The 24,031-nt window shown below is 68.9% G+C and carries 16 protein-coding genes; 8 read left to right on the forward strand and 8 right to left on the reverse strand.

Features of this window, described 5'->3' with window-relative positions; genetic code table 11:
• Positions 1-45 precede the first annotated feature (45 nt).
• A complete protein-coding gene (locus tag ON22_RS04640; protein WP_033244351.1) occupies positions 46-1,224 on the forward strand; it encodes a M20 family metallopeptidase in 1,179 nt (392 codons plus the stop codon).
• Between the two features lie 12 nt (positions 1,225-1,236).
• Here ON22_RS04640 and ON22_RS04645 read toward each other — a convergent pair whose 3' ends face one another.
• A complete protein-coding gene (locus tag ON22_RS04645; RefSeq protein ID WP_033244352.1) occupies positions 1,237-1,716 on the reverse strand; it encodes a gamma-glutamylcyclotransferase family protein in 480 nt (159 codons plus the stop codon).
• Between the two features lie 211 nt (positions 1,717-1,927).
• On the opposite strand from ON22_RS04645, the gene ON22_RS04650 reads away from it, so the two are divergent.
• The 4 genes from ON22_RS04650 to ON22_RS04665 all read left to right on the forward strand — a co-directional run bounded on the left by ON22_RS04650 (position 1,928) and on the right by ON22_RS04665 (position 7,472).
• The gene (locus ON22_RS04650) at positions 1,928-3,331 is read left to right on the forward strand and encodes an NAD(P)H-quinone dehydrogenase (protein ID WP_033244353.1); all 1,404 of its coding nucleotides are present in this window, start codon (positions 1,928-1,930) and stop codon (positions 3,329-3,331) included.
• Positions 3,332-3,978: 647 nt separating this feature from the next.
• Entirely contained in the window at positions 3,979-4,980 is a 1,002-nt protein-coding gene (locus tag ON22_RS04655) for a hypothetical protein (RefSeq protein WP_231508578.1), read from the forward strand.
• 73 nt (positions 4,981-5,053) lie between these two features.
• Positions 5,054-6,178 (forward strand): DUF8176 domain-containing protein, encoded by a 1,125-nt coding sequence (locus ON22_RS04660; protein WP_033244355.1) that lies wholly within the window; start codon positions 5,054-5,056, stop codon positions 6,176-6,178.
• An 82-nt stretch (positions 6,179-6,260) separates the two neighbouring features.
• Positions 6,261-7,472, forward strand: coding sequence for an aminotransferase-like domain-containing protein (locus ON22_RS04665; RefSeq protein ID WP_033244356.1), 1,212 nt, complete (start codon positions 6,261-6,263; stop codon positions 7,470-7,472).
• On the opposite strand, the gene glpK is transcribed toward ON22_RS04665, so the two are convergent.
• Positions 7,454-8,950, reverse strand: a complete 1,497-nt coding sequence (gene glpK / locus ON22_RS04670) for a glycerol kinase GlpK (RefSeq protein WP_033244357.1) — start codon at positions 8,948-8,950, stop codon at positions 7,454-7,456. The two genes, ON22_RS04665 and glpK, sit on opposite strands and share 19 nt — an antisense overlap.
• A gap of 138 nt (positions 8,951-9,088) precedes the next feature.
• On the opposite strand from glpK, the gene ON22_RS04675 reads away from it, so the two are divergent.
• Entirely contained in the window at positions 9,089-10,822 is a 1,734-nt protein-coding gene (locus tag ON22_RS04675) for a glycerol-3-phosphate dehydrogenase/oxidase (RefSeq protein WP_033244358.1), read from the forward strand.
• Between the two features lie 629 nt (positions 10,823-11,451).
• Here ON22_RS04675 and ON22_RS04685 read toward each other — a convergent pair.
• The 4 genes from ON22_RS04685 to ON22_RS34385 all read right to left on the reverse strand — a co-directional run bounded on the left by ON22_RS04685 (position 11,452) and on the right by ON22_RS34385 (position 19,454).
• Positions 11,452-12,231 carry a DNA-formamidopyrimidine glycosylase family protein gene (locus ON22_RS04685; RefSeq protein ID WP_033244360.1) on the reverse strand — a complete coding sequence of 260 codons (780 nt, stop codon included), beginning with the start codon at positions 12,229-12,231 and terminating at the stop codon, positions 11,452-11,454.
• Positions 12,232-12,345: 114 nt separating this feature from the next.
• On the reverse strand, positions 12,346-16,956 hold the full coding sequence (locus ON22_RS04690) for an ATP-dependent helicase (protein WP_033244361.1): 4,611 nt from the start codon (positions 16,954-16,956) through the stop codon (positions 12,346-12,348).
• Positions 16,957-17,007: 51 nt separating this feature from the next.
• Positions 17,008-17,247 carry a type II toxin-antitoxin system VapB family antitoxin gene (vapB, locus tag ON22_RS04695; RefSeq protein ID WP_033244660.1) on the reverse strand — a complete coding sequence of 80 codons (240 nt, stop codon included), beginning with the start codon at positions 17,245-17,247 and terminating at the stop codon, positions 17,008-17,010.
• Between the two features lie 395 nt (positions 17,248-17,642).
• A complete protein-coding gene (locus ON22_RS34385; RefSeq protein ID WP_051743118.1) occupies positions 17,643-19,454 on the reverse strand; it encodes a serine/threonine-protein kinase in 1,812 nt (603 codons plus the stop codon).
• Between the two features lie 368 nt (positions 19,455-19,822).
• Here ON22_RS34385 and ON22_RS04705 point away from each other — a divergent pair, with 368 nt between their 5' ends.
• The gene (locus ON22_RS04705; protein WP_231508579.1) at positions 19,823-20,227 is read left to right on the forward strand and encodes a hypothetical protein; all 405 of its coding nucleotides are present in this window, start codon (positions 19,823-19,825) and stop codon (positions 20,225-20,227) included.
• A 50-nt stretch (positions 20,228-20,277) separates the two neighbouring features.
• Here the strand turns inward: ON22_RS04705 and lat are convergent, their stop codons facing one another.
• Entirely contained in the window at positions 20,278-21,630 is a 1,353-nt protein-coding gene (gene lat / locus ON22_RS04710; protein ID WP_033244362.1) for an L-lysine 6-transaminase, read from the reverse strand.
• Positions 21,631-21,716: 86 nt separating this feature from the next.
• The gene (locus tag ON22_RS04715) at positions 21,717-22,169 is read right to left on the reverse strand and encodes an Lrp/AsnC family transcriptional regulator (RefSeq protein WP_033244363.1); all 453 of its coding nucleotides are present in this window, start codon (positions 22,167-22,169) and stop codon (positions 21,717-21,719) included.
• A gap of 113 nt (positions 22,170-22,282) precedes the next feature.
• Here ON22_RS04715 and amaB point away from each other — a divergent pair, with 113 nt between their 5' ends.
• Positions 22,283-23,818: an L-piperidine-6-carboxylate dehydrogenase gene (gene amaB / locus ON22_RS04720; RefSeq protein WP_033244364.1), complete on the forward strand. Its 1,536-nt coding sequence runs from the start codon at positions 22,283-22,285 to the stop codon at positions 23,816-23,818.
• The last annotated feature ends 213 nt before the right edge of the window (positions 23,819-24,031 follow it).

A 24,031-nucleotide genomic window follows, 5' to 3' on the forward strand; every position in this document is an offset into this window, starting at 1 on the left:
CGTTCTACGACAGGAGGATATTCGGTGAGCACATCCGGCCGTTCGGTGCGCGACGGACAGGACGCGGTCACGGCGTGGCTGGCCGAGCACACGGTCGATCTCGTGCAATGGCGACGGCATCTGCACGCGAACCCCGAGCTTTCCCGCACCGAATTCGCCACCACCGAATTCGTCGGCACCTGGCTGACCAAGGCCGGCCTGTCGTTCCGGGTGCTGCCCAGCGGTACGGGCCTGATCTGCGATATCGGCCCGGAGAATGCCCCCCGGATCGCCTTGCGCGCCGATATGGACGCGCTGCCGCTCCAGGAGTTCACCGGCCGGGATTTCGCCTCCACCGTTCCCGGCGTATCGCATGCCTGCGGCCACGATGCGCACACCGCCGTCCTGCTCGGGACCGCGCTCGCCCTGGCCGACGCGGATCTGCCGGTCGGGGTCCGGTTGATCTTCCAGCATGCCGAGGAAGTGATGCCCGGCGGTGCCCTGGATATGGTCGCCGAAGGCGCGATGACCGGGGTCGATCGCGTTTTCGCCCTGCACTGCGACCCCCGGCTCGAGGTGGGTCGCGTGGGTATCCGGGTCGGTGCGATCACCTCCGCGGCCGATACCGTCGAACTGGTTCTGGACTCGCCCGGCGGGCATACCTCCCGGCCCCACCTGACCAGTGATCTCGTCTACGCCATCGGCACGGTCATCACCGGCCTGCCCGGCCTGCTCAGCCGGCGGATCGACCCCCGCACCAGCACGGTCATGGTCTGGGGTGCGGTGAGCGCCGGGAAAGCGCCCAACGCCATACCGCAGACGGGGATGCTCACCGGCACCGTCCGCACCGGCGACCACACCACCTGGTCACTGCTGGAGCCGCTGGTGCGGGAGATAGTCGACGGCCTCCTCGCGCCGACCGGCGTGCGATACCAGCTCGACTACCGGCGCGGCGTACCGCCGGTCGTGAACGACGAACTGTCGGTGCGGATGCTCAGCGACGCGGTCCGCGGGATCGGCCCGGACGCGCTCGCCGATACGCCGCAGTCCGGCGGCGGTGAGGATTTCTCCTGGTACCTGGAAGAAGTCCCGGGAGCCATGGCCCGGCTCGGCGTCTGGTCCGGCACAGGCCCCCAGCTGGACCTGCACCAGTCCACCTTCGATATCGACGAACGCGCCCTGGAGATCGGCGTTCGGACCTTCACCAACCTCGTCCTCCAGGCCGGCCGGGAACTCGCCGTCTGACCTGCGCGGACCTCAGCTGAAGTTATTGCCCGGGCCGACGTTTCGGCTGTTGCGGGTGCGCAGGGCGTGTACGTAGTCCGCTGGGGCACCGGCCTTTTCGGCGGCGTCGGCCATCACACCCAGATAGCGGGCCGAGGGTAGTCCGCCCTCGTAGGCGTCGAGAACGTACAGCCACGCCAGGATGGGGTCGGTGCCGCTACCGGGGCTCGGGGTCACCCGGAGGCGGATCTTGCGGTGGATCCCGAAATCCGAACCCTCCCACCGGTCCAATAACTGCTCGTCTTCCGGCGAGACGTCGTAGAGCACCACGAAGACCCGGGAACCCGGCTCTTCGACGACAGTGGCCAGCGGGCCTTCCCAGCCGATGTCGTCCCCGCTGAAGGTGAGGCGCCAGCCCTCCAGCCAGCCCGTCCCGAACATGGGGGAGTGCGGACAGCGCTCGAGCATCTGGGTCGAATCCATATTGGACCCGTAGGCAGCGTAGATCGGCACACCGGCAGCTTAGTTGTGTTCCGGCCCGCACCGGTACGGGGCGTCGTAATTGGTGCTGTGGGATCTGCTTCGAGGGCGGTTACGGGCGCCTCCGGCGCTGCCCGGACTGTCGATGAGATCCGCTGAACAGCACCGACTAGGCTTGTCTCGGCGAGTGAGGGCCGCGACGCTGCCGCGCGCCGGGCGCGGGTGATCAGGACAGGGGAAGTTAATGACCCGCATTGCAATCATCGGTGGCGGACCCGCAGGCTACGAGGCAGCGCTGGTCGCGGCACAGCACGGCGCGCAGGTCGTACTGATCGATTCCGACGGTATCGGCGGGGCGTGTGTGCTCTGGGATTGTGTCCCGTCCAAAACGTTCATCGCGTCCACCGGGATCCGCACCGATCTGCGGCGGGCCCGCAATCTGGGGATAACGCTGGATCCGAGCCAGGCCGAAGTGCGGTTGCCGGAGGTCAACGAGCGCGTGAAGGCGCTGGCGCTGGCGCAGTCGTCGGATATCCGGTCCAAGTTGCAAGCCGCGGGTGTCCGGGTACTGCCGGGCTGGGGCCGGCTGGCGGGCCCGGGGGCAGGCCGGGCGACTCACCGGGTCGCGGTGACCTGTCCGGATGCCGCCGACGAGACCGTAGAGGCCGAGGTGGTGCTGATCGCGACGGGTGCCTCGCCGCGAGTGCTGGCCGGGGCCGAGCCCGACGGGGAGCGGATCCTGAACTGGCGCCAGCTCTACGATCTGGCCGAACTGCCGGAAACCCTGGTGGTGGTCGGTTCGGGTGTTACGGGCGCGGAATTCGTCTCCGCGTACACCGAAATGGGTGTCCGGGTGGTCCTGGTCTCCAGCCGCGACCGGGTGCTGCCGGGTGAAGATGCCGATGCCGCACTGGTTCTCGAAGACGCTTTCGCCGAGCGTGGTGTGGAGCTGGTGAAACACGCCCGCGCCGACAAAGTGGAACGCACGGCCGACGGTGTGCTGGTAACTCTTTCCGACGGCCGCACGGTCACCGGCTCGCATGCCCTCATGACCGTCGGCTCGACGCCGAACACCACCGGTCTGGGGCTGGAGGAGACCGGTCTCGAACTCGACCGCGGCGGATACCTGCGGGTCGACCGGGTCTCGCGCACACCGGTTCCGGGCATCTACGCGGCCGGTGACTGCACCGGCCTGTTGCCGCTCGCCTCGGTGGCCGCCATGCAGGGCCGGATCGCGATGTACCACGCGCTCGGTGAGGGTGTGAGCCCGATCCGCCTGAAAACGGTGGCCTCGGCGGTGTTCACCCGCCCCGAGATCGCGACGGTCGGGGTGAGCCAGACCGCCATCGACAACGGCGAGGTACCGGCCCGGACGGTGATGCTGCCACTGAACACCAATCCACGCGCCAAGATGTCGGGATTGCGGCGCGGTTTCGTGAAGATCTTCTGCCGCCCGGCGACGGGCGTGGTGATCGGTGGTGTCGTGGTCGCGCCCATCGCCTCGGAACTCATTCTGCCGATCGCGCTCGCGGTGCAGAACAATCTCACGGTCAACGATCTGGCGCAGACGTTCTCGGTCTATCCCTCGCTCACCGGTTCGGTCATGGAAGCGGCCCGCCAGCTCATGCGCCACGACGACCTGGGCTGACCCGGGTCGCGCCGCCCCGTCGCTGTCGTACTCGGCGAGGATCGACGGCCTCGTGCGCCGGTGGACTGTTCCGCCCGCCGCCCGTCCGCAGGATTCAGCCCACCGAACCCGAAGTGCCCACCGGCGGTGCCGAGTTCAGTGCAGTGCGTCAGGCCCGGCCATCCTGCGGGCCGGACGTAACCAACGGCGGCGCCGAGTCCAGCGAGATAGGTCCGGGCCGGCCCCTTCGGACGTAACCAACGGCGGTGCCGAGTCTTACGAGGCCCTGAAAGGTTTCGGCCCGTCCCTGCTGTCAGTGCTCGATGCGATGCGGCGCAGCCGCGAGTGTCGAGTGCTGACAGCAGGGACCTCAGGGGGCCGAAACCCGCGGCGCCGCAGGCGCCGCAAATAAACACAGCACAGATTGCCGGACGGGCTCGGGTGTGGTTGACTTCCGAGGCAGAGATTGCGATCGGCGGGCGGTCGCGAGGTTTGGTGCCGGGGGGTTCGTCCTTTCGGACTCGGACAGCGAACGGCCCACTCAGGCCACCGCTGGAGTCGTGTCTCAGATGAGGCAGAACTGGTTGCGGTGCACAGACGCCGCCGCATCCGGGAAAGGGATTGGGCGAATAGTGAAACATCGTAAGCCGAGCCGGGCGACTCGGGCGGTGGCGAGCACTTCGCTGCCGCTTGCGACCGCAGCGGCCATGGCCATCTTCGCATCGCCGGCGGGGGCCGTTCCGGGTGATCAGCCGACCACGCCGACCACTCCGGCACCTGCTCAGCCGGGTGCCACGCCGGAGCAAGAGGGGCCGGAGACCACGCCCAGCCAGCCGGGTGTGCAGAACGAGGGCGAACAGGGTCAGGACGGGAACGACGAGGAGTCGGGTAGCGCTCCCACTCCGAGTCAGCCCGGTGTGACGACGCCGAAGCCGGGTGAGGAAGGCGAGCAGGCTCTTACGGGTCCGACTCAGCCGGGTGTCACCGCGCCGCGTGTGGCGCCGCTGCCCGTACCGGGTCAGGACGATCCGGTGCAGCCGGCGATCGCGCCGGACAAGCCCGAGGGTGAGCAGCCCCCGGCGCCGGGGCAGCCGGGCGATCGGCCGGCCGACGCCGAGTCCGAGGGTGACGCGCAGGCCGCCGATCCGGGCACCGAGACCCTGGTCCAGCCGCAGGCCCCCGAGTGGGAGGCCCCGCGCCTGCAATCGGCACCGGTGGCGCCGGTGGTCGAGATGCAGGGCGCGCATATGGAGGTCGGCGCCGCCGTCGACGGTGGTGCGCTCGCACCCGGGCATTTCGCCAATACGCATCACTTCACGAACCAGTCGGGGTATGTCGGTACGGCCGGTTTCCGTACCCCCACGGGTACCGGCGAGGCCGGTATCTCGGTGGAGTTCGTCGACGAGAACACCATCAACGTCTCCACCTTCACCGGCGGGAACGGGCTGCCGGACAACCGGCTCGATCATACGATCGACACCACTCCGGTGAACAATGCCAAGGCGGCTGTCGAGCACTGGATCGCCATGCAGCCGGGCGGCGCGGACGCACTGAAGGCCGCGTCCGAGATTCCGCCGCCCCCGCCGCTGCTGCCGCCGGGTAACTACCCGGAGCAGTCGATCAACGTCGCTGGTGTCAACACCCAGTGGGGTGGTTCGCTCCAGTACTGATACGAGTGAAATCTTGCCGGGTGGGGCGGTCGGGTACGGCCGCCCCACCCGCGTGTCTCGAAAGGGATGGGCCGTGACCGGCGAGGGCGAAGATAAAGGGCGCGAATCCGACCGGGCGGATTTCGGTCCGCCCACGGGTGATTTCGGGCCGCCGGTATCGGAATTCGGCCCGCCGGTATCGGAGTTCGGGCCCCCGGTGTCCGAGTTCGGTCCGCCGACCGGTGATCTACCGGTGCAGGGCTGGCAGCCGGCGGGCGCGGAGAATCCGGAGCTGGCGTGGCGGCCGGCCGACGGAGCCCCGGGCACGGCGCCGGAGCCGCCGACGGTTCCTGCGCCGCCGCCGCAGTACCGTGCGCCGGACAGCTCCACACCGGCCTACCCGGCGACCGGTGATTCCGCGCCGGTGACACGTCCGCGGCCGGGTGCCGATGATGCGACGGTGCGTCATTCTCTGCCTGCGGATCCGGTGTCGCCGCGCCGGCCGGGTGCCGATCGGGCCTCCGAGTCGGAACAGGCGACAGTCCGGCACGGTGCCGCGGATCTGCGCTGGCCCGGCTCCGAACCGAGTGATCGGGGAGATGAGCCGGTGCGGCCGCGTTCGGGCGGCCTGTCCTGGGACAGCGACCCGATCGCACAGAAACTGACGCCGCAGTCGGTGTCGAGTGCACTGGCCGAGAAGAAACGTCGCGATCTGCCCATCGGCACGATTGTCGCCGTGGCGGCGGTGATCGTGGCGTTCATCGCGGTCGGTGTGGCGATCGTCGTGGTCCGGGGTGGCGGCGGCGAAGGGGGCACCGGGCCCACCGCGGAGGCGATCGACGGGCTGAGTTGCCCGGCGACGCAGGACGGCGCGGTCACGGTGGGTAACGGTGCGGGCGATACGACGAGCGGGCCGGACGCCGTGCTCGGATTCCAAAACGCCTTCTACGTTCAGCGCAGCGGTAGCGCTGCGCGGGAGTTCGTGGCGTCGGATTCGCCGGCCATTTCCTCCGCCGAAACCATCCAAGGGGGGATCGACGAGCAGATCCCGGCCGGTACGCAGCATTGTGTGCGGATCACCGAGCGAACGGCGAATACGTTCGATGTGGATCTCACCGAACGCCGGCCGAACGGGGTGACGACGGTGTACAAGCAGACGGTCACCACGGTGGAGCGCGACGGTAAGACCCTGTTGTGGGTTATCGAGGATCGCCGTTGATCCCATGATCTGAGATCACAGTTTCATATTCTGGTTTTCATGGGATGATTGGGTATCGACCAGGTGATACCCGGAGGCCCCCATGCCCGATGAAGAAGCTGCGCCACTGGCCGGAAAACTGGCAGGCCTGACCAGTTCCGCCATTCGCGACCTGCTGAAACTCACCGCCGCGGCAGATGTCATCAGCCTCGCCGGAGGGCTGCCCGATGCCGCGCTCATGCCCGGTCCGCGGATCGCGGCCGCGGCGGAATCGGCGCTGCGCAGCCCCGCCGTGCTCCAGTACACCGAGTCGCCGGGCTGGGGGCCGCTGCGCGAGGTACTCGCCGAACGGGAATCCGCGCGACTGGGCCGGCCGGTCGGGATCGGGGAAGTGTTCGTTACGCACGGTTCCCAGCAGGCGTTATCGCTGCTTGCGGAGGTGCTGCTGGACCCCGGCGCGCTGGTCGTGGTCGAGGATCCGGCCTATGTCGGCGCGCTCCAGGTGTTCCGGGCCGCCGGCGCCCGGATCGTGGCGGTGCCGCTGGACAACGAGGGTATGCGGGTCGACCTGCTCGAAGAACTGATCGCCGCCGGGCAGCGGCCCGCGGTCGTGCACACGGTGAGCAACTTCCACAATCCGGGTGGTGTCACCATGAGCCCCCGCCGGCGCCGGGCGCTGGCCGCCGCTGCCGAGAAGCACCGGTTCTGGGTGATCGAGGACGATCCGTACGGGGAGCTGTGGTTCGACCGGCCCGCACCGGAACCGGTCGCGACGTATTCGCCGGCGGTGATCCGGCTGTCCTCGGCCTCCAAGATCCTCGCCCCGACCCTGCGGGTGGGCTGGATGGTCGCCCCGGAACGGGTCTGCCGGGCGGTCGAACTGCTGAAACAGGGCGCCGACCTGTGCGGTTCCGCCCTGACCCAGCAGATCGCCGCCGAACTCCTGGCCGATACCGAGTGGCTCGGCGGCCATATCGATACGGTGCGCGGGGTCTATGCCGCCCGCGCCACCGCGCTGGTGGACGCCGTGGCCGATCGGTTCGGTGATCGCCTGCGCTGCAGTTCCGCCGCCGGCGGCATGTTCGTGTGGGCGGAGTTCACCGACGGCACCGATACCGCCCAGCTACTACCCCGTGCGCTCGAGGCGGGTGTCGCCTTCGTGCCGGGGCAGGCGTTCGCGGTCGCCACCCCGTACTCGCATGCCATGCGGATGTGTTTCACCACCGCCGCCCCCGACGTCCTCGGAGAGGCCGTCGCCCGGCTGGCGCGGGCGGTGGAGCCGGTTGCAGCGGCCGGTCAGTCCGCCCAGTTGTAGGTGCGTTCCACAGCCTTGTTCCAATCGCGCAGCCGGGACTCGCGTTCGGCGGCCGGCATGGCCGGGTTCCAAGTGGTTTCGGCGGTCCAGTTGGCGCGGATATCGTCGGTACCCGACCAGTAACCGACCGCCAGGCCCGCGGCGTACGCAGCGCCCAGGGCGGTCGTCTCGTTGACCAGCGGGCGAACCACCGGAAGGTCGAGGATATCGGCCTGGAACTGCATGAGCAGATCGTTGGCGACCATCCCGCCGTCGACCTTGAGCGCCACCGATTCCAGGTTCATGTCGTTGGCCTCGGCGTCCGCACGCATCGCGTCCATCACCTCACGGGTCTGGAATGCCGTCGATTCGAGAATCGCCCGCGCCAGATGCGCCTTGGTGACGAACCGGGTCAGGCCCGCGATGACACCGCGGGCATCGGGGCGCCAGCGCGGGGCGAACAGCCCGGAGAAAGCGGGCACGATATAGGCGCCGCCGTTATCGTCCACAGTGCGGGCCAGATCCTCGATCTCCGGTGCGGCGTCGATGATGCCGAGGTTGTCGCGGAACCACTGCACGAGTGCACCGGTGACGGCGATCGACCCCTCCAGTGCGTACACCGGCGGCTGCTCACCGAGCCGGTAGCAGACGGTGGTGAGCAGGCCGTGTTCGCTGAACACCGGTGTGGTGCCGGTATTCAGCAGCATGAAGTTCCCGGTGCCGTAGGTGTTCTTGGCCTCGCCGGGGGACAGGCACGCCTGCCCGAACGTCGCGGCCTGCTGGTCGCCGAGGATGCCGGCGACCGGTATCCCGGCCAGCGGCCCCGAGGTGATCTCCGCGTAGACCTCCGAGGAACTGCAGATCTCCGGGAGCATCGACGTCGGTACGCCGATCTCTGCGCAGATCTCGCTGTCCCACTGCAGAGTCCGCAGATCCATCAGCAGCGTTCGGGACGCGTTGGTGACATCGGTGATGTGCCGGCCGGTCAGGTTCCACAGCACCCAGCTGTCCACGGTGCCGAAGCACAGTTCCCCGGCCTCGGCCCGCTGCCTGGCGCCGGGCACGGTATCCAGAATCCAGCGCACCTTCGGACCGGAGAAATAGGTCGACAGTGGTAGCCCGGTGCGGTCGGCGTAGCGGTCGGCGCCCTGATCACCGGCGAGTTCGGTGCACAGGCGGTCGGTGCGGGTGTCCTGCCAGACGATGGCGTTGTGGATCGGCCGGCCCGTTTCGCGTTCCCACACGACCGTGGTCTCGCGCTGATTGGTGACACCGACCGCCGCGATATCGGCCGCCCGGACCCCGGCCTCGTCCAGCGCCGCACCGAGCACGAATTCGGTATTGCGCCACAGCGTTTCCGGATCGTGCTCCACCCAGCCCGGCTTCGGGAAGATCTGATCGTGTTCCCGCTGGGCCAGGCCCGCGATCCGGCCCGAACGGTCGAAGAGAATGCATCTGCTCGAGGTCGTGCCCTGGTCGATGGCGGCCACATAGCGCATGGCAGGAGGCTAGCGTAACCGGGCATGTCGGTGACGGGTGTCTCGCTGCGCCCGATCCTCGCGGATGTACGCATAGGCTGTAGGGCGAACTCACGGAACCACAGCCGACCTCGTCGAACGCTCCAGGAGTCGAAACCCATGACCATTCAGCCGGGATCACAGTTTCTAGGACCGGACCAGCGGAGCACGGCCTGGGACCGGCTCGGCAAGGACCATTTCGATGTGATCGTGGTGGGCGGCGGGGTCGTCGGAGCCGGTATAGCGCTGGACGCCGCGACCCGCGGGCTGCGGGTGGCGCTGGTCGAAGCGCGGGATCTGGCGTCGGGCACCTCCAGCCGCTCGTCGAAAATGTTCCACGGTGGTCTGCGGTATCTGGAACAGCTGGAATTCGGGCTGGTGCGCGAGGCGCTGAAAGAGCGCGAACTGTCCATGGCGCGGCTCGCACCACATCTGGTGAAACCGCTGCGCTTCCTGTATCCGCTCACGCGCCGGGGCTGGGAACGCCCGTACGTGGCCGCGGGACTGTTCCTCTACGACACCATGGGGGGCGCCAAATCGGTTCCCGGACAGCGGCATCTGTCCCGGCACGGTGCGCTGCGGCTGGCGCCGGGGTTGCGCCGTAATTCGCTGATCGGCGGTATCGGCTACTACGACACCGTCGTCGACGATGCCCGGCACACCATGACGGTGGCCCGGACCGCGGCCCACTACGGGGCGGTGATCCGCACCTCGACCCAGGTCGTCGGGTTCCTGCGCGAGGCGGACCGGGTGGTCGGGGTCCGGGTACGCGACAGCGAGGACGGGCGCAGCGCCGAGGTCCGCGGTCATGTGGTGATCAATGCGGCCGGGGTGTGGACCGATGAGGTGCAGGCACTGTCGCAGCAGCGCGGCCGGTTCCATGTGCGGGCATCGAAAGGCGTGCATATCGTGGTCCCGCGGGACCGGATCGTCAGCGATGCCGCGATCATCCTGCGCACCGCGACCTCGGTCCTGTTCGTCATCCCGTGGGGGGCGCACTGGATCGTCGGCACCACCGATACCGATTGGAATCTGGACCTCGCCCATCCGGCCGCCACCAAGGCCGATATCGACTACCTGCTCGACCGGGTGAACCAGGTGCTGGTCACCCCACTGACCCACGACGATATCGACGGTGTGTACGCCGGTCTGCGGCCGCTGCTGGCCGGGGAGAACGACGACACGTCGAAACTGTCGCGCGAGCATGCGGTCGCCCGGATCGCACCGGGCCTGGTCGCGATTGCCGGCGGGAAATACACCACCTACCGGGTGATGGCCTACGACGCGGTGGACGAGGCCGCACAGGATATTCCCGCCCGGGTATCGCCCTCGATCACCGAGAAAGTTCCGTTGCTCGGCGCCGACGGGTATTTCGCGCTGGTCAATCAGACGCTGCAACTGGCCGACGAGTACGGTCTGCATCCCTACCGGGTGAAGCATCTGCTGGACCGCTACGGCTCGCTGATCGACGAGGTCATGGCGCTCGCCGTGGACCGCCCGGAACTACGGCAGCCGATCGCGGCCGCGCCGTCGTACCTGAAGGTGGAAGCGGTGTACGCGGCCGCCGCGGAAGGTGCACTGCATCTCGACGATGTGCTCGCCCGCCGCACCCGCATCTCCATCGAATACCCGCACCGCGGCGCCGACTGCGCCGAGGAAGTGGCGGAGTTGATGGCCGGGGTACTCGGCTGGGACGAGGCCGAAACCGACCGGGAGATCCGGACCTACCTGGCCCGGGTGGACGCCGAGATTCGTTCGCAGACCCAGCCCGACGACGCCTCCGCCGACGCGCTACGGGTCGCCGCTCCCGAGCCCCGGCCGGAGATCTTGGAACCGGTGCCGATCGAACGCTGAAAAGCGGATCGTGGCTCGCCGCAAATCCCACGGCAGCGTGCGACCTGCAATCGGGTTGTATGTATGCCACGGGGCCGGGCGGTCTCCGCTGATCGGACCCCGGCTGTCGGCGTCCGGGCGGTGACGCCGCCTCGGGACATGGTTGTGGCCTTGCTACGGGCAGGCGCCGTGACGCAGGCCGACCGGAAACTGTGGTCACCTCTTCAGCGGTTGCGCCCGGTTTCGCTGGTCATCGAAGGCTGCTCGCGGCAACACGGGGTGGGGGACTGTGGCTCGGTGGCCGGGGGTCGGGATGGTGTCCGGTGTATCCGGCCGCGCGGGCGCTCAGTGAGGCGCAGGTGGGCTGTCCGCAGGAGCTGTGGTGATGGCGGGGCCGAGGGGGGTGGGTGTGGTGCCCGAGGGCGTCGAGGCCGGGTGAAGCAGGAAATAACAGAACACCGCGGTCGCCACGATAGCCAATATCGCCGACAGCAATTTGCCGGCGAAGGCGGCCAGGTGGAGGGTTCGGGTGTACATGGGACCTGCTTCCGGTGCGGTACCCGTGTGTCGTCGCGAAGATGCCGATCATTACCACGCCCATGGCGACCGTCACAGAAGGGGCAACGGCCGATATGCGACAGATTACGTACTCATTCCGGTATGACCTGGCATTTCGGACAGTAGTAGATTCCGCGTTCCCGGCGGCTCACCTGATCACCGCGTGGCGCCGATTCACCCAGCAGATCGACCCGGACCGCGGTACCGCACCGCTGACAAGGACGGCGCGCCCGCCCGTAGACCAGCGGCCGCCACGGCGGCTGATGGGCCGCCCGAGACAGGACACGGTGCGCTTCGTTGACGAGGGCGAGCAGATCGCCGACCTCGGCCACCGGCCGGGCCGGATGCACCTTGCGCAGGTAGCAGATCTCGCTGCGGTAGATATTGCCGATTCCGGCGAGGTTGCGCTGATCCAGTAGCGCCACGCCGATCGGTAGGTCGGGCTGCCGGGCCAGCCTGTCGGCGGCAATGGCCGGATCCCAGCCGGGGCCCAGCAGGTCGGGGCCGAGATGATCGATCGCGGTGTGTTCTTCGGTGCGCCGCAGCACCTCCACCAGTCCCAGATCGAACCCCACCGCCTCCGCCTCTGCGGTGCCGAGCACGAGCCGGGCGGTGACCCGGGGTTTGGTCCAGCGCTGGCCGTAGTGGAACACCCGCCAGCTGCCCTCCATCTTCAGGTGGGTGTGGATGCTGACCGTCTCGGTGCGGACGAACAGGTGTTTCCCGTAGCTGGCCACGCTGTCCACGACCTGTCCGCGCAGATCGACGGTGGCGTAGCGGGGGACCCGGAAATCGCTGCGGGTGAGCGTTTCGCCGGCCAGTGCCGCCCGTAACCGGCCGGCGGCCAGGAACACCACATCACCTTCCGGCACAGTCGTCCTCCACTTCGCGGGTAGCTCCACCGGCGCGGCACGTCACGTCACCTTCTGCCCGGGCGGCCCGTTCCGGCGCGTGCACAAGGGCAGGGGCCGGACGACCTGCGCCGGTCACCGTCTTCCGCGCAGGCGCAGGCCGCGCGGGGTATCGCTGAAACCGGCTTCCGTCAGGAAACCGGCGAAGGTGTTGCCGTGTACCGATTCGCCGTCGACCCGGTCGATGACCAGGGAATCCACCTGCCCCGACCGCACCAGATCGGCCAGCGCGGTGGCGGCCGCGTGCCGGGCGGTCGGGTCCTCGGTGCAGGTGAGCAGGGTCCGGCCACCGCGCTCCAGGTACAGCACGAGTTCGCCGTCGGCCAGTACGACCAGCGCACCTGCTTTGCGGCCCGGACGGTGGCCGGCCACGCCGGCGGTCTTGGGCCAGGCGAGGGCGGCACCGTACGGGTTGGCCGGATCGCAGGCCGCGAGTACCAGCGCCGGGGCGGCCGGGCGCCGGTCGCCCTCGAAGGAGCGCAATCGGTCCACCACATCGGTGGTGGAGAACTGGGCGCCGCCGAGAGAATCCACGAAGTAGCCGCGCCGGCAGCGGCCGCGGTCCTCGAATTCGCTGAGTACGCGGTAGGCGAGTGCGAACCCGCCGGGCATTCCCTCGTTCTGCACCGCGCCCTTGGTCACCACGCCGTAGCGTTCCAGCAGCAGATCTGCGGTGGCGTGGGCGCGAACCGTGTTGTCGAGGGCACGTTCGGGCAGTAGCGACCACCGCCCGGCCACAGTGGGGGGACCCGAACGGGTCGGCATGGCCGGCCGGGGCAGATAGGCGCGTCCGCGTGGCGCGCGCCGGGGAGTGCGGTGCGCGGCCGGTGTCCGGGTAGCCCCGGACAGGCGAGCGCGTACGGGGGCGAAGGTATCGCCGGAGATCAGCCCCGCCCACACCAGATCCCACAGCGCCGCCGCGACCCGGGTGTCGTCGAGAACACCGGTCGCATCGGCGAGCTGACGGAAGAAATATGCACCTCCACCACCGCGCAGGGCCGTGAGCCCGCCGCCCGCCGGATCGCGTCTGGTGGCCGAATCTGCCGAGGACCGCTGTTCGCGCTCGGCCGCCGTACTGCGACCCGCGGCCGAACCGCCGGCCGACGCCGACCAGGCGGCGGGCTCGGCGCCGAGTGCGGTGAGCAGGGCGAGGTGGAGGTCGTCGAGTTCGAGTTCATCCGGGGGCGGCAGGGTCAGTGGGGCCTGGTCGGTCGGGTGCAGGGCGATCCATCCGTCCTTGGCGTTGATCATTCCGTGCCCGGACCACCGGGCCTCACCGGTGGCCATGAGTTCGTCGAGCATCCCGGGCGTGTAGTCGCGGACGCGGGCGGGCAGTACCAGCGACTCCCACGCCGAAGCCGGTACCGGCACCCCGGCGAGCTGGTCGACCACCGCGGCGACCCCGTCGATTCCGCGCAGTTCCCCGCTGCCGATGTGCTGCCAGTCGGGGAGGAAACGTGCCAGGGCGGCGGTGGAGACCGGTTCGATCTCGTGCCGGGCGGCGGCCAGGCTACGGCGGCGCAGCCGGCGCAGGACCTGGGTGTCACACCATTCCGTCCCGGCCGTCTCGGGCGTGAACTCGCCTTCCACCACCCGTTTCTCGGCCACCAGTTGATGCAGTGCCGAGGTGACCACGGCTGTCCCCAGTCCGAAGCGCCGCGCGACCGCTTCCGTTCCGAAGGGGCCGTGGGTGCGGGCGAAGCGGGCCACCAGATCGCCCAGGGGATCGGGTACCGGCTCGATGAAGGCCGCCGGGGTGCCGATCGGCAGCGGAACACCCAGGGCGTCGCGGAGCCGGGCGGCGTCCTCGATCGCGGCCCACCATGTCCGGCCTGCATAGGTCACTTCGAGTGCCCGCCGGGCACCGGCGAGTTCGGCGAACCAGTCCGCCGGGTCTTCCCGGCAGCGTTGCCGGGCTTCGTCCGCCGTGAGCGGCCCGAGCAGGCGCAGCAGATCCGCGAGCCCCTCCGCATCGCGTGCCTTGCGTTCCGGGGTGAGCCGCTGCAGTTCCTGCTCGGTCTGCGCGAGGATCTCGCCGTCGAGCAGTTCGCGCAGTTCGACCCGGCCCAGTAGTTCGGCCAGCAGGCTCGAATCCAGGGACAGTGCGGCCGCGCGGCGTTCGGCGAGCGGGCTGTCGCCGTCGTACATGAACTGGCCGATGTAGTCGAACAGCAGTGCGTTGGCGAACGGCGACGGCGTGGCGGTCTCCACTTCGACCAGGCGGATCTGCCGCCGCGCCACCCGGCCCAGCAGATCCCGTAGCGCGGGCAGATCGTAGACATCGCGCAGGCATTCCCGCACTGTCTCGAGCAGGATCGGGAAGGCCGGGAATTTCCGTGCGACATCGAGTAATTGGGCCGATCGCTGCCGCTGCTGCCACAGCGGCGCCCGCTTACCGGGATCCCGGCGGGGTAATAGCAGTGCGCGGGCGGAGCATTCGCGGAACCGGGAGGCGAACAGGGCCGAACCGCCCACCTGCTCGGTCACGATCTCGTCGATCTCGTCCGGTTCGAAGACGAACAGCTCCGCGCCCGGGGGTTCGTCGGTGGTATCGGGTAGCCGGACGACGATGCCGTCGTCGGAGGCATTGGGCGAGGCGTCCACCCCGAACCGTTCGCGCAGCCGGGCGCCGACGGCCAGCGCCCATGCCGCGTGCACCGGCATCCCGTAAGGGGAGTGCAGGATCAGCCGCCAGTCGCCGAGTTCGTCGCGGAATCGTTCCACCACAAGGGTGCGATCGGTGGGGAGCCGGCCGGTGGCGGTGCGCTGATCGTCCAGCAGCGCACGTAGATTGCCGACGGCGTTGTCGTCGAGCCCGGCGGCGGTAGTTCGTGCGGTGAAATCCCCGGACGCGGTATCGGAACCGGCCTTGCGGACGAATTCGCCCAGCGCGGCCCCCAGTTCGGCCGGGCGGCCCAGCGAATCACCGTGCCAGAACGGTAACCGGCCGGGATGACCGAAGGCGGGGGTGACCAGGACGCGGTCGTAGGTGATGTCCTCGATACGCCAGCTGGTGGCGCCGAGCGCGAACACATCGCCGACGCGTGATTCGTAGACCATCTCCTCGTCGAGTTCGCCCACCCGGGAGGCTTTCTCGCCCACCATGTAGACCGCGAACATACCGCGGTCGGGGATGGCGCCGCCGGAGGTCACCGCCAGCCGTTGGGCGCCGGGACGGCCGGTGAGGGTACCGGCGTCGCGGTCCCAGACCAGCCGCGGACGCAATTCGGCGAACTCGTCGGAGGGGTAACGTCCGGCCAGCAGGTCCAGTACGGCTTCGTAGGACGACCGCGGCAGTGCCGCATAGCTTCCGGTGCCGCGGACGGTATCGAACCAGGTGTCGACGTCCAGTGGTGCCAGGGCGCAGGCCGCCACCGTCTGCTGCGCGAGGATATCCAGCGGGTGTGCGGGTATCTTCAGTTCCTCGATCTGCCCGGCCAGCATCCGCTGCGCCGCCACCGCGCAGTGCATCACGTCGGTGCGGTGTTTCGGGAACAGCACCCCGCGCGAGATCTCGCCCACCTGATGCCCGGCGCGGCCGATCCGCTGTAATCCGCTGGCCACCGAGGGGGGTGCCTCGACCTGCACGACCAGATCCACGGCACCCATATCGATACCGAGTTCGAGGCTGCTGGTGGCCACTACACAGCGCAACCGGCCACTCTTCAGATCGTCCTCGATGAGGGCCCGCTGCTCCTTGCTCACCGACCCGTGGTGTGCGCGGGCGAGTAGCGGTTCGGCGCCGTGGGTGACCTCGGTGGAAGGGCCGAGCTGAGCGGGCGGGGCATGGGCGGTTTCCGGGCCCTCCCCGAGCTGCCCCGCATAGGTTTCGTTCAACCGGGCGGTGAGCCGTTCGGCCAGGCGCCGGGAATTCGCGAACACGATCGACGATCGGTGGGCGAGAACGAGCTCGACGATCGATGCGTCCACATGCGGCCACAGTGAACCGGGCTGCTCGGAATCGCCCGGTTCGGTCATATCCGCGACCGGCACTCGTACCGACAGATCGAAGGTCTTCGGCGCGGGCGGCGAAACGATGGTGATGGGTGCCGGCCCCACCAGGAATTTTCCCACTTCCGCCGGCGGGCGCACCGTCGCGGACAACCCGATCCGCTGGACGGGCCGTTCGGTGAGCGTATCCAGCCGGGCCAGCGAGAGCGCCAGATGCGAACCGCGTTTGGACCCGGCGATCGCGTGCACCTCGTCCACGATCACCGTCCGGACCCCGCGCAGCGTTTCCCGGGCGGCGGAGGTGAGCATCAGGAATAGCGATTCCGGGGTCGTGATCAGGATGTTGGGGGGCGTGCGCTGCAATCGCCGCCGTTCCTGCGCCGGGGTATCCCCGGACCGGACGCCCACGCTGATCTCCGGCGCCGGCAGCCCGAGCCGCCGCGCCGTCTGGCGTACACCCACCAGCGGCGCCCGCAGATTACGTTCCACATCCACTGCCAGCGCCTTCAACGGGGAGATGTAGAGCACAGAAGTTCCGGCCACCGGCGGGTCCGCACGGGCGAGCTCGTCGATGGCCCACAGGAACGCCGAGAGGGTCTTACCGGAGCCGGTGGGCGCGATCACCAAGGTGTGCTCACCGGCCGCGATAGCCCGCCATGCACCCAGCTGAGCGTCCGTGGGCGCGGGGAACGCACCGTCGAACCACTGCTGGGTGGCGGCGGAGAACTCGGTCATGGATTCCAGTCTGCACCCGGCCACCGACAGTTGCCGGTGGACGCACGGGCGTCAGGGCAGGCTGCCGTCGACCAGTTCGGGATCCTCGTCGGTGATATCGGGAGTCCCGGAATCGCGGATCAGTTCGGCCAGGAGAACCAGGTCCGCGGTGCTCACCCCACCGACTGTCCGGAATTCCCGGTCGAGCCGGCGACGGAGGAACGCTGTTCGGGATATCCCGAGCGCATGGGCTTGCCGGTCTATCTCGTCGACTATTGCGCCGGGCACGGCACGGATCAGAATATCTGTCATTTCCTCGATCACCTCCTGCTCGCGGGGGCACGACGGGCCGGGAGCCGACGCTGGATCCGAGCCGGCGACCGGTGACAGTTCGATGTTTCTATGCTGCGGCGGTGCCTGGTGTTCGCAAACTCGAGTTGATCTCCCACGATGTCACCGCGGCGCCGAAGGTGGTCCGTTCTCCCTGGCCGGCGAACCGCTCACCCCGGCGGGACGGGCGGAGCCGGCGGACCGAGCGTTCGAACCACCGGTGGGCGCACGGGTACTGGTGGGCCCGGAGCGGCGAACCAGAAAGACTGCCCGACTGCTCGGCCTGGATGCCGCGCCACCGCCCAGATTACGCGATCTTGACGCCGGATCCCGGTATCGCGACCGAATCGTTCTGGCGTAACGAGGTGCCGGCAGTATCAGCCCAGCGCGACCGAGGTGCCGAGCGAGAACGGGAAATCGCGGAAGGTCATACTCGCCGGCACCGATCCGGCAGGCACCTCGTACACCAGATGTGTCCCCAGCGATTCCCCCGGTTGCAGCGTGCGCGGGGCGGCGGCGGTGGCGGCACGCTGCGCCGTGGCCGTCACGTCCGGGCCGAACTTGCCGCCGGCCGTATCGTGCAGTTCCTGACCCAGCGGGGTGTAGGTCTTGGGCTCGCGCGCGATATTGCGGACGGTGAAACTCACCACCACGAACATGCCCTGGGCACGATCGAAACCGATGGTGGGCACATCGGATTCCACATTCCGCACAACGAACTCGAAGCTGCCGTCGCGGACCTCGGTCCCCGCGGACGCGGTGGGCCGGTCGTCGCCGGAGAAGAATTCGATCGATCCCACGCCTTTCACCAGCGCCGCCATACAGCCGCCGATCAGGAGCAGCGGTATCACGACCAGCACGATCAACCACAGCACCAGCCTGCGCAAGCGGCTCTTCCGTCGCCGGGGCCGGGTAGCCGGCCGGGCCCGGGGCGTACGCCGCGCGGGCGGTGCAGGGGGGCGGGGTGCCGGGCGGGCCGGGACGACCGGCCGGACTGCATGGGCTGTATCGCCACCGCGCGGCGCTCCGCCGGGGGCATGGCCCGTTTCCAGCCGGGTGTACGCGCGGGTCGGTGGATGGCCGGGCCCGGCGGCTCCGTGGGCGGCACCGGCCGCGGCGAGACCGGTGTAGGGACGGGTCCCCGCGGGCGGAGCGGCCGCCTCGTACCGGCGCGTGCCCGCCGGTTCCGCACCGGGCTCGTATCGGCGGGTGCTCGGGCCGGGAGTCCCCGCAGGCGCCGCGGTCTCGTATCGGCGGGTGGCGGGCCGGTCCGGCGCTTCGTATCGGCGGGTGCCCGCCGGGCCCGCGTCGAGTTCGTAGCGATGCAGGCCCGGGTGTTCGGCAGGCGCGGGCGTGGCGGACGGGCTCGGGTGGCCCAGTGCCGCCGCGGCGGCCCGCGCGAAGTCCCCGGCCGATGCGAAGCGGTCCCCGGGCTGTTTTGCCAGAGCGCGGGCGATCACCGCGTCCAGCCGGTCGGGGATACCCGGCACCAGTGCCCGCACACTGGGTGGGGCGCTGGTGAGATGGTCGTGCATCTGCCGCGCCGGATCGGTATCACCGAACGGCCGGATACCGGCGAGGCATTCGAACAGCACACAGCCCAACGAATAGATATCCGCCCGGGCGTCGGTATCGCCGGTGAACCGTTCCGGTGCCATATACGCCCAGGTGCCCACCGCCAGACCCGATGCGGTCAACGCCGTACTGCCGGCGCCGTGTGCGATACCGAAATCGATCAGGTACACCAAGCCGTCGCGCCGGACGACGATATTGGACGGTTTCACATCCCGGTGCACCAAACCGGCCCGGTGCGCGGCATCCAGCGCGGCCGCTGTCTGCGTGACGATATCGACGGCCCGCTCCGGTGTCAGCGCGCCCCGGTGCAGGATCCGGGACAGATCCTCACCCTCGACGTACTCCATCTCGATGAACAGCCGGCCGTCCAGCTCGCCGTGCGCGTGGATCGATACGAGATGCCGGTCGTCCAGGCGGGCGGCGAGTTCGGCTTCCCGCTCGAACCGGCTCCGGTAGGTCGGGTCCGCCGCGAGTTCGGCGGGCAGCAATTTCAGCGCGACCTTCCGCCCGGGCCGTCCGCCTACGGGATCGGCGTGCGCCAGCCACACCTGGCCCATACCGCCCTGCCCGAGCAGGCGTTCGAGCCGGTAGGGGCCCAGTCGCTGCCCAGCCATGCCCATCCTTCCTCTCACCGTCGCGCCGCGGATCCCGGCGGGCGCGGTGGACCCGGGGACCTACGGCGCCCGGACTGTACTCCGACCCTAATGGTGGCCCCCACCCCGCACAGAGTGACCGGCGGCCCCGAGAGCGCCGTGCCGCATATGCGCTGTGCCCGAACAGCGGGAGAACCTGCATGCGTGGTCCGGTGCCGCCCGGGTTGCGCTCTCGGCGAGTACGGCGGGGCTCACGTGTGTGCGGCAGCGACTGGATCCGGAAGCATCCTGCCCTGGCGATCCAGGTCGAGCAGGGCAGTACCGGTGGCCCAGGTGCCTTGTTCCCGGGGCCCGCCGCGGCGTAGCGGACCGTGTGCCAGGGTGAGCGCATGGAGCCGATCGAGATCAATGCGGGAGCGTGGTATCTGCGTGCGCTGCGGGCCGACGAACGGATAGATGATCGGCCCGCGCTGCTGGAGGGCGGGATAACGGATCCGGAGTACGTGGCGAGGCGGAGTGCCCAATGGGCGGACGAGTCGAACTTTTCCTGGGCCGTGTGTGATCCGGTCACGGCGGAATTGGTCGCGGAGATCGTGGTTGCGCCGGGATCGGGTGGCAGCGCGCGTATATCCGGCTGGTCCAGGCCCGGCCGGAGTGCTGCTCTGGAGGCCGGGATGGGTGCGGTACATCGGTTCGTGCAGGGCGCACTCGGGTTACGGCTCGAACCGGCCGAGGAGCCGGTGGGCACGAAATTCGCATCCGGCGCCCCTGCCGCCGGTGGCCCGCCGAACTGATCGCCGCCACTGTGACCGAACCGGCGACCGGTATCAGCCGACCGGACCGCTCAGGCCGGGTCCCGCAGCACCCTGTCCAGCGCGGCGACCGCCGCTTCCAACTCCGCAGGTTCCACGGTCAGCGGTGGCCGAAAGCGGATGCCGCACGCTCCGGTGCCGACCATCAAGACGTGTTCCCGTTCGCGCAACGCGGTGAGCACCGCATCGCGGAAACCGGGATCGGGCAGGGTTATCGCGCATATCAGCCCCCGGCCGCGGGGGTGGGTGACCGCCGGATGCCGCTGAGCGAGTTCACGCAGTTGCGCCTGGAGATGTTCGCCGAGCGCCGCGGCGCGTTCGATCAGCCCGTCGCGTTCGACGACCTCGAGGATCCGCCCCGCCCGGACCATATCGGCCAGGTTGCCGCCCCAGGTGGAGTTGAGCCGGGACGAGACGGTGAAGACGTTATCGCTCACCTCGTCCACCCGGCCGCCGGCCATGATGCCGCAGACCTGGGTTTTCTTCCCGAACGCGACCACATCGGGTTGTAGCCCCAACTGCTGATAGGCCCAGGCGGTTCCGGTCGCGCCGGCCCCGGTTTGTACCTCGTCGAGGATGAACAGTGCATCGTTGGCGTGGCACATCCGCTGCATCGCCTGCAGGAACTGCGGCCGCATATGCCGGTCGCCGCCTTCGCCCTGGATGGGTTCGGCCAGGAAGCAGGCGATTCCGTTCGGACGTTCCGCGAAGGCGTGCGCGGCCTGTTCCAGCGCATGCTGTTCGGCGCGGTCGATATCGCCGGGTCCGCCGAGCCACGGGGTTTCGATCCGTGGCCAGTCGAAGGCCGGGAAACGTTCGGTCTTCACCGGGTCGGTGTTGGTGAGCGACAGTGTGTATCCGCTGCGGCCGTGGAACGCGCCGGTCAGGTGCAGGACACCGGACTCGCGGCCGGGCAGTGCTGTGCGGCCGTGTAATTCGTTGTGCCGGCTCTTCCAGTCGAACGCGGTTTTGAGCGCGTTCTCGACCGCGAGTGCACCACCGTCGACGAAGAACAGATGCGGTAGCCGAGGGTCGCCGAGTACCCGGGCGAAGGTGTCCACGAACCGGGCCATCTCGACGGTGTAGATATCGGAGTTGCTCGGTTTGTTGACCGCGGCCGTGATCAGTTCGTTCCGGAAGGCGGCGTCCCCGGCGAGCGCCGGATGGTTCATCCCGAGGGCGCTGGAGGCGAAGAACCCGAACATATCGAGGTAGTCGGTGCCGTCGCGGGCGTCCACCAGGTGGCGGCCGTAGGAAGCGGGTATATCCAGTACCAGATCGAATCCGTCGGCGAGCATATGTGCCGACAGCGTCTCGTGGACGCGGGTCGCGGGGATGCGGTCGGTGTCACCGCCGGAGCCGGATCGTTCCAGTTCGATGGTCACAGTCTCGACGGTACGGGAGCCCGAATCGATATGCCGGGAAATTTTCCTGACGGAACCATAACAAGAAGGATTTGTTACGTTATCAACTACTTCTCATAGAACGTCTGCAGGATGATCGTGCTTCGGGTGCGGACATTGGCCGTCGCTCGGATCTGTTGCAGCAACTGCTCCAGATGCCGCGGGGAGGCCACCCGGACCAACAGCACATAACTCTCCTCGCCCGCCACCGAATGACAGGCCTCGATACCCGGCACATGCTGCAGCAGCGCAGGCGCGTCATCGGGCTGAGACGGATCGAGAGGAGTGATCGCGACGAATGCCGACAACAACTGCCCCAGCGCCTCGGGATCCACATCGGCCGTGTAGCCCCGGATCACACCGCGCGCCTCGAGCCTGCGTACTCGCGACTGCACGGCGGATACCGAAAGGCTCGCCTTCTCGGCCAGATTCGACAGTGTCGCCCGGCCGTCGGCCATCAGTTCCCGGATCAGCAGGCGATCGATCTCATCCAGGGTCGGTTTTGCCGGTGTTTCCGCCATCAGCGAAGGCTAACGTAGCGGGCACACCGCCGGAACTGGAGTTGTGAACGTTCATTCTCCGGCCGTGCCATTCGCACAGCGTATTTCGTCCGGCCGAACCCGAGGAGTTCGCGATGACCGAGATCGACAGCGAGACCCGAACCGTCCGGCTTGCCCACCGGGTACCCACTCTGCTGAATGCTCTGGGCATCGAACCACCACCCGCCGGTGAGATGGCGGTACACAGCCCGATCACCGGCGAAGTGCTCGTCGAACTGCGGCCCGCGAGCCCCGCCGAGATCGACACCGCGATCGAGGAGTCCGCCGCGGCATTCCGCGATTGGCGCACCGTTCCGGCGCCGCAACGCGCGGCGGTGGTCCGGGAACTGGCCGTTCTCCTGCGGCGCTACCAGGACGAACTCGCCGAACTGGTCACTCTCGAGGTGGGGAAGATCCCGGCCGAGGCGCGGGGCGAGGTCCAGGAGATGATCGATATCTGCGAATTCGCGGTGGGGTTGTCCCGGCAGCTCTACGGCTACACGATGGCCTCGGAACGGCCCGGCCACCGGCTCATGGAGACCTGGCATCCGCTGGGCGTGGCAGGGGTGATCTCGGCGTTCAACTTCCCCGTCGCGGTCTGGTCGTGGAATACCGCGGTCGCCCTCGTCTGTGGCGACACGGTGGTGTGGAAACCGTCGGATCGGACGCCGTTGACGGCACTGGCCTGTCATGCCCTGTTACGCCGGGCCGCCCACGCCACGGGGGCCGATCCGCGAATCCATCAGCTCGTACTCGGCACCGGTTCGGCCGGGGCACAACTGGTCGACGACGAACGGGTAGCGCTGGTCAGTGCCACGGGTTCGGTCGCGATGGGCCGCCAGGTGGGGCCGCGGGTGGCCGCGCGATTCGGCCGGTGCCTGCTCGAGCTGGGCGGAAACAACGCGGCCGTCGTCACCCCTTCGGCCGATCTGGACCTGGCGGTGCGCGGGATCGTTTTCGCGGCGGTCGGTACCGCGGGCCAGCGCTGTACGACCTTGCGCCGGCTGATCGTGCACACCGATATCGCGGACGAACTCATCAACCGGCTGGCCGGCGCCTATCGGCAACTGCGTATCGGTAATCCGCTCGACGCCGGTGTCCAGGTGGGCCCGCTCAGCGGCCCTGAAGCCTGGGAACGGATGCGCAACGCGATAGACCTGGCCCGCGCCGACGGCGGCGAACTGGTCTGCGGCGGGCACGAGGTCACGGTCGACGGGGCCGGGCCCGCGGCCCGCTACGCGCATCCGGCGATCGTCCGGATGCCGGACCAGACCGAAATCGTGCGCGAGGAAACCTTCGCCCCGATCCTCTACGTGCTCACCTACGACGATTTCGATACCGCCCTGGCATTGCACAACGGGGTGCCGCAGGGGCTGTCGTCGGCGATATTCACCACCGATCAGCGCGAGGCCGAACGCTTCCTGGCCGCCGACGGGTCGGACTGCGGTATCGCCAACGTCAATATCGGCACCTCCGGCGCCGAGATCGGCGGTGCGTTCGGCGGCGAAAAACACACCGGTGGCGGCCGCGAATCCGGTTCGGACGCATGGAAGGCCTATATGCGCCGGGCCACCAACACGATCAACTACTCCAGCGATCTACCGCTGGCCCAGGGTATCCGCTTCGACTGACCATGTATCGGGGTCCGGCAGGAACCGCCGTTCGACGCGGGCATCCGCATCGAAGAGCACCCCGGCGGCCGGTTCACGCCGCGGACCGCCGGCAGTCCGTGGGCCCGATCAGGTCAGCCGGGAGCTGCCCGCTGCGGTCACGCCGCTCCCAGAGCTGAGCCCCGGGGTGTCCGGGCAAGGGAACGGGGCACGGACCGAACGGCCCACCGGTGG

Origin of the sequence: Nocardia carnea NBRC 14403 (assembly GCF_000308515.1) — a bacterium.
In the GTDB taxonomy this organism is placed as follows: Bacteria; Actinomycetota; Actinomycetes; order Mycobacteriales; family Mycobacteriaceae; genus Nocardia; species Nocardia carnea.

Bases quoted from the DNA above. Each gene is read 5' to 3' on its own strand.
- ON22_RS04650 (WP_033244353.1), top strand. From the start codon at position 1,928: ATGACCCGCATTGCAATCATCGGTGGCGGACCCGCAGGCTACGAGGCA.
- ON22_RS34385 (WP_051743118.1), bottom strand. From the start codon at position 19,454: ATGGCTGGGCAGCGACTGGGCCCCTACCGGCTCGAACGCCTGCTCGGG.
- vapB (WP_033244660.1), bottom strand. From the start codon at position 17,247: ATGACAGATATTCTGATCCGTGCCGTGCCCGGCGCAATAGTCGACGAG.
- glpK (WP_033244357.1), bottom strand. From the start codon at position 8,950: ATGCGCTATGTGGCCGCCATCGACCAGGGCACGACCTCGAGCAGATGC.
- ON22_RS04675 (WP_033244358.1), top strand. From the start codon at position 9,089: ATGACCATTCAGCCGGGATCACAGTTTCTAGGACCGGACCAGCGGAGC.
- ON22_RS04690 (WP_033244361.1), bottom strand. From the start codon at position 16,956: ATGACCGAGTTCTCCGCCGCCACCCAGCAGTGGTTCGACGGTGCGTTC.
- ON22_RS04665 (WP_033244356.1), top strand. From the start codon at position 6,261: ATGCCCGATGAAGAAGCTGCGCCACTGGCCGGAAAACTGGCAGGCCTG.
- ON22_RS04715 (WP_033244363.1), bottom strand. From the start codon at position 22,169: ATGGCGGAAACACCGGCAAAACCGACCCTGGATGAGATCGATCGCCTG.
- amaB (WP_033244364.1), top strand. From the start codon at position 22,283: ATGACCGAGATCGACAGCGAGACCCGAACCGTCCGGCTTGCCCACCGG.
- ON22_RS04705 (WP_231508579.1), top strand. From the start codon at position 19,823: ATGGAGCCGATCGAGATCAATGCGGGAGCGTGGTATCTGCGTGCGCTG.